The organism is Bacillus sp. JJ1474 (genome assembly GCF_036965225.1).
Taxonomy (GTDB): domain Bacteria; phylum Bacillota; class Bacilli; order Bacillales; family Cytobacillaceae; genus Cytobacillus.
Genome location: NZ_JBALPC010000086.1, coordinates 1 through 6,208 on the forward strand (window position 1 = coordinate 1; position 6,208 = coordinate 6,208).

General features: G+C 34.8%; 6 protein-coding genes. All 6 read left to right on the forward strand.

The window, feature by feature from the left end; genetic code table 11:
- Positions 1–286 precede the first annotated feature (286 nt).
- The 6 genes from V7164_RS12550 to V7164_RS12575 all read left to right on the forward strand — a co-directional run bounded on the left by V7164_RS12550 (position 287) and on the right by V7164_RS12575 (position 6,151).
- A complete protein-coding gene (locus V7164_RS12550) occupies positions 287–1,120 on the forward strand; it encodes a M55 family metallopeptidase (RefSeq protein WP_335344058.1) in 834 nt (277 codons plus the stop codon).
- Positions 1,121–1,183: 63 nt separating this feature from the next.
- Positions 1,184–2,008, forward strand: a complete 825-nt coding sequence (gene dat, locus V7164_RS12555; RefSeq protein WP_335344059.1) for a D-amino-acid transaminase — start codon at positions 1,184–1,186, stop codon at positions 2,006–2,008.
- 96 nt (positions 2,009–2,104) lie between these two features.
- Entirely contained in the window at positions 2,105–2,263 is a 159-nt protein-coding gene (locus V7164_RS12560) for a hypothetical protein (RefSeq protein ID WP_335344060.1), read from the forward strand.
- Positions 2,264–2,375: 112 nt separating this feature from the next.
- Positions 2,376–3,221 (forward strand): MurR/RpiR family transcriptional regulator, encoded by an 846-nt coding sequence (locus tag V7164_RS12565; protein ID WP_335344061.1) that lies wholly within the window; start codon positions 2,376–2,378, stop codon positions 3,219–3,221.
- Positions 3,222–3,519: 298 nt separating this feature from the next.
- A complete protein-coding gene (locus V7164_RS12570) occupies positions 3,520–5,115 on the forward strand; it encodes an ABC transporter substrate-binding protein (protein ID WP_335344062.1) in 1,596 nt (531 codons plus the stop codon).
- An 82-nt stretch (positions 5,116–5,197) separates the two neighbouring features.
- On the forward strand, positions 5,198–6,151 hold the full coding sequence (locus V7164_RS12575; protein ID WP_335344063.1) for an ABC transporter permease: 954 nt from the start codon (positions 5,198–5,200) through the stop codon (positions 6,149–6,151).
- The last annotated feature ends 57 nt before the right edge of the window (positions 6,152–6,208 follow it).

Below are 6,208 nucleotides of genomic sequence, written 5' to 3' on the forward strand. Positions count from 1 at the left end.
TTGTAATATTGTAAATTAATATATAATTATAAATATTATATAGAATATTCAGTAAAAAGCTAAGCAGTGCACATCATGGCTGGGGCTCTAAGATTGTACTGGATACAGATAATCCTGTGGTTTTACGGCTAAATTCAAAAAATAGGGGGGGATATATAAAAAATCGGAGAAACTATTTAAGTATACTAGGTTCATTGAAATGAATACTGTCCTCTTTTCCATAAAGATATGGGGATTTTTTCTGCCTTTTTTGAAATAGTGATAAATCTTGATTCGGAGAATACTTATGAAAATCTATATAGTGGCGGATGGTGAGGGCATATCCGGGGTAGTGAATTCGGAGGAGATGCACCATTCGGGAAAGTATTATGACCAATTTAGAAAATTAATGACGATGGATGTTAATGCTGCCATTGAAGGTGCTTTTGAAGCCGGTGCTACAGAGGTTGTTGTCAATGATGCTCACTGGTCCATGCTAAATATTCTATATGAAGAACTAGATCCGAGAGCAGAACTAATTAGAGGATCTAATAAAAATTTATGTATGATGGAGCAGGTAGAAGGATTTGATGCGGCTCTTTTTATCGGCTTACATGCGAAAGTTGGTCATTCCCACGGTGTAGCAAACGAAACGATGGTTGGCCCCGAAATGTATGAAACGAGAATGAATGGGGTTCCAGTTGGAGAGTTAGAGATTAACGCAGCGGTTGCAGGCCATTTTGGAGTTCCTGTTATTATGGTTTCGGGGGACGATTGCCTAGCGAAAGAGGCAAAAGAAAGCTTGGGCGATGTAGAGACAGCTATTGTTAAAAAGTCTATTGACCGATGGGCAGCCAGATGTTTGCCAATGGTTAAAGCACATGAAGAAATTCGTTCCAAAGCCTTTACGGCTGTTAAGCGAATAAATGATTTTAAACCATATGAGGTAACGGGGCCAGTCGAAATGGAAATCGAATGGACTTCGACTGCCGAATGTAAAAAAGCAAGCCTTGTTCCCGGTTCCTATATGAAGTCGCCGAGAATTATTGCGTATAAAGGGGACACTTTTTTAGAAGCTTGGAAGGGAATATTTGCGTGCTTACATATTGGGAGCATAGCGTTTGATAAAATTTATGGGTAAAATCGTTTGACGGATAGGGTTAAAAGGCGTTATGGGAAAAGCCTTTTTTAGGGAGGAATCATCATGATTTTATGGAATGAACGTATTGTGCAGCGAGAAGAAGTGAAGATTGATTTTGAAGACCGCGGATACCAATTCGGTGATGGAGTCTATGAAGTAATTCGGGTGTACAGCGGCAAATTTTTTGAAATGGATTTTCATTTGGAGCGCTTAAAGCAGAGCGCTGAAAAAATTGATTTAGCCATCCCTTATAGTTTCATAGATATTAAGAACAAGTTAATCGAGCTTATTCAGATCAACAATATCATAAACGGGACTGTATATGTTCAAGTTACACGAGGAACAGCACCGAGAACCCACCATTTTCCGGACGAATCTACGGCTGTCCTGATCGCTTATACGCAGGAAAGTGAGCGGCCTATAAATAAAACAACGAATGGTATTTCTGCTATTCTAACTGAGGATGTGCGCTGGCTCTGCTGTGACATAAAAAGTCTCAACTTGCTTCCCAATGTTCTTGCAAAACAAAAGGCAAAAAAACTTAAATGTGACGAGGCTCTATTACACCGCGGAGAAATTGTATCAGAGGGAAGCTCAAGCAACGTATTTATTGTTAACGGGAACGTAATCAGCACACACCCAGCCAACAATCTGATATTAAATGGAATTACTAGAAAAGTGGTATTCCAATTAGCTAGAGAGAATCATATTGAAGTTAGGGAAGAACCATTTACAATTGATAAAATGCTCAGCTCCGATGAAATCTTTATTACCAGTACTACCTTTGAAATATCGCCGGTCATTAAGATTAATGATACAAAAATAGGAAATGGCATTCCCGGTATTGTGACACAGACACTGCAAAAGGCATTTGATGAGCGCATTTGAGGTAGTATTTCGGTGGAATGTTTGGTAATAAGAAGCGGCTACTTACAATACAGTAGCTGCTTTTTTTTATTTGTAAAAAAGAAGGGGATTGGGAAATTGGCTGACAAGTGGGTAGAATTGGCTGACAAAGTGCTCAATTTGGCCGAGAAACGATTTAAATTGGCTGACAACGTACCCGATCTGGCTGATAAACGAGTTAAAATAGACTATCACAGATTTAAGTTAAAAAAATATAGTTTTTTTAAAAAAAACTAAAAATGTGTTTACAATTTTCAAAATATTTATTATTCTAAATAAAAAGAATAATATAATCCTTTTTATTTTCAAAATGAATGTTTATATCCTTTTTTTGAATGGAGCAATTTAAATGAGCATTGAGAATTTATTAAAAGAAAAATACCCAACATTGTCAAAGGGACAAAAAAAAGTGGCAGATTTATTACTAAAAGATGTAGTTAGTTTTAGTATGTCCACAGCTTCCCAAATTGCAAAACAAGCTGAGGTTAGTGAAACAACAGTAATTCGATTATCTTATGCTTTGGACTTTGAAACTTTTTCGCAAATGCAAAAGTTTATACAAAAGGACTATTTATTTAAGAAGGATCAGTTGGAAAATTTATCAACCGAAGAGTCAAATAACAATCTAGATTTCATCGATAGTTCGATAGAAAAAGAAATTGAGATACTTAGAACCTTAAGAAATAAATTAGATATAAATCACTATTGGCATGCAATTGATGAAATTATGGCTGCCGACGAAGTATACATAGTAGGGTTTAGGGCTTCTTATGCTGCAGCTTATTGGTTGTACTTAAAGTTAAAAATGCTGAGAAAAGATGTGAATTTAATTTCCTCTGAAACTAGTTATCCTGAAGATTTATTAATTGAAACTAATAAGAAAACATTGTATATCTTTATTTCTTTCCCAAGATACAGTGCTCGGAGTTTAGAAATTGCCAAAACAGTAAAGGAACAGGGAACAAAATTAATAACAATTACCGATCATCTATTATCACCAATATCTCAAATCTCTGATGTAAGCTTCACAACTCAAATAAATACTAATTCGGAAAACTTTATCCCTATTAGTTCTATCTTGAGTTTACTAAATATTATTACTACCGGAATCGAAATGAAGTATGAAAGGGAAGTGATGGAGAGAGTACGAAAAATTCAAAACAAGTACAAAGAATCAGATTACTTTATTGAATGAAGAATGAGAGAAAAAATGAGAAATGGGGAGGTAATCCTTTAGAAAATTTCCTGAATCGAATAACCATTTTTAAGTGCTGGTCATGTTTATATTAATCTTACAAAATATAAACATTAAAGTTAAATGATGAAAGAAGTCAAGGAATTCGTGAAAGCGATTTCAGCCAAGATCTACAGTTGAAGTTAGTCGTCTTCCAAAGGATGTATTAGTTTAAATTGAGGCAATAGCTGCCTATAGTACTCAATAATTTATAGAATTCTAATAAATTTAATTTTATGGAACAGGGGGCTTGGTTTAGTTGAAGAAAAGAAAATTATTTGCGACAGGTTTAATATTTTTGCTATCGATATTTTTATTAATAGGTTGTGCGCCTAATAATACATCAAACTCAAACACTAACACTGACACTAAACAAAATGAAGAGAATACAAATTCTTCGGGAGGAACAATAAAATTAGCTTGGAATTCACAGCCACCTACTCTTGACACTCATACAACAAATACAAACGTAGTACGTGATATTGCAAGACAAATATTCGAAAACTTAATAACTTTTGATGAAAATTATGAACTTGCTCCTATGTTAGCAGAGTCATTTGAAGAAAGTGAAGACCGTAAAACAATAACGTTTAAATTAAGAAAAGGTGTATTATTCCATAACGGTAAAGAATTGAAAGCTGAAGATGTTGTTGCATCGATGACAAAATGGCAGCAAAACGGAACAGCTAAAACGGAACTTGGTAACTCAACATGGGAAGCAATTGACGATTATACAGTTACTTTAAATGTTGAGAAACCTTCAATTTCTGTATTGTACAGACTAGCTGATGTTACTCAAACAGCTTCTATTATGCCTAAAGAAGTAATTGAAGCAGCTGATGCAACAGGTGTAAAGGAATTCATAGGTACTGGACCTTTTAAATTAGAAGAGTGGAAACACGACTCGTATATTAAATTAGCTAAATTTGAAGGTTATAAGCCATTAGATGCTCCAACAAGTGGTTTAGGCGGTAAAAAAGAAGCTTTGGTTGATGAAATCTATATCTACTTTGTGTCTGACATTTCTACTCGAGTAAACGGGGTTATAAGTGGTGAATATGATTATGCTTTTGAATTACCTTTTGACAGTATGCAACAACTAAAGAGTTCACCGGAAGTTGTAATTGATATTTGGCCATATGGTTTTGAAACATTAGTTTTTAATAAAAAAGGAATTTTTCAAGACTTAAGACTAAGACAAGCAATAAATCACGCGATAAATAATGAAGAATTATTATCATTAGCATTTACAGATAAAGAGTTCTATCGCCTTGAACCAGCGTATATGCGTCCAGAACAAAAGAATTGGTACACCCAGGCTGGAGAGGAAAATTATAATGTGTATGATGTTGAGAAAGCTAAAGAATTATTAAAGGAAGCTGATTATAAAGGTGAGGAAGTAACAATTCTAACTAGCAGTGATTACAGATACCATTATGATGCTGCGGTTATCACACAACAATCACTAGAGAAAATAGGTATGAACGTTAAACTGGACGTTACAGATTGGGCAACTTTACTTGATCGAAGAAAGGATCCGGAAAAATGGGATATTTTCTTTACACAGTTTACTACTGTTGCTACACCGTTAGCATATCCGTTTTTGGAATCTAAGGTAGAATATCCTGGGTGGACAAATAGCCCTGATATCGACCGATTAATAAATGAAATAAGAAATTCTCCTTCGCAAGAAGAAGCGACAGCCAAGTTTGAAGAATTACAAGCGATTATTTGGAGTGAACTACCAGTAATTAACGTTGGTATGGCAAACTTCATTTCAAGCTATTCCAATAAAGTAAAGGGATATTCTGAATTTATGGGCCCAATTTTCTGGAATACAAGTATTGAGCAATAGAAATATATTAGTTCTAACCAAGTTTAGTACTCCCCTATCAATGTAGGGGAGTACTAAATTACTAGTGAAAGGAGGAGATTATTTGAAGACATATATACTCCAAAGACTCTTATCTCTAATTCCAGTAATGTTCGTAGTTGCAGTTGTCGTATTTTTTATTATTCACTTAACACCAGGAGATCCTGCTGCCGTCATACTTGGACCCGATGCTTCTGTTGAGGAAGTTAATAAATTAAGAGAAGAAATGGGGTTAAATTTACCTATCTATGAACAATTCATTATCTGGATTTCAAAGGTCCTCCAAGGAGACTTAGGTTGGTCAATTTATATGAATAAGCCCGTGTTGCAAGCTTTTTTTGAAAATTTAATACCTACTTTATCATTGGCATTAATGGCTCAAGTCATAGCTATCTTAATTTCTATTCCAGCAGGAATTATTGCAGCAACCAAGCGCGGAACATTTACAGATCAAACGTTTATGATGATTTCTTTACTAGGAATTTCCATCCCTAACTTTCTTTTAGCCCTATTATTAGTTTTATTGTTTGCAGTAAATCTTGCTCTACTCCCTGTAGCTGGATTCCAACCTCTTAGCAACGGATTATGGGTGCATATAAAATACTTAATTTTACCCGCATTTGCACTTGGGGCTATTCAAGCAGCACTAATTGCACGGGTTACACGCTCTTCTATGCTAGATGTCTTAAATGCAAATTACATTAAAACCGCCTATTCAAAAGGGGTCAAAAGAAAAGTTGTTATTTATAAACATGCTTTAAAAAATGCCTTCATTCCTATTCTAACCGTTATCGGTCAAACATTTGGACAATTAATTGCTGGAGCCGTTGTTATCGAAACTGTGTTCAATATCCCAGGAATTGGACAGTTAATTATTAATGCTATTATGAGACGAGATTTTGAAGTGATACAAGGTGCCATACTACTAATAGCTCTTTCCTATGTATTGATTAATTTAATTGTAGATTTATTGTATGGATTTTTTGATCCAAGAGTACGTTTAAGCAAAAAAAGTTGATTTAGAAAGGGGGATGGTTTATGGAGACTAAATCAATATATAGAAATAGTACAATAA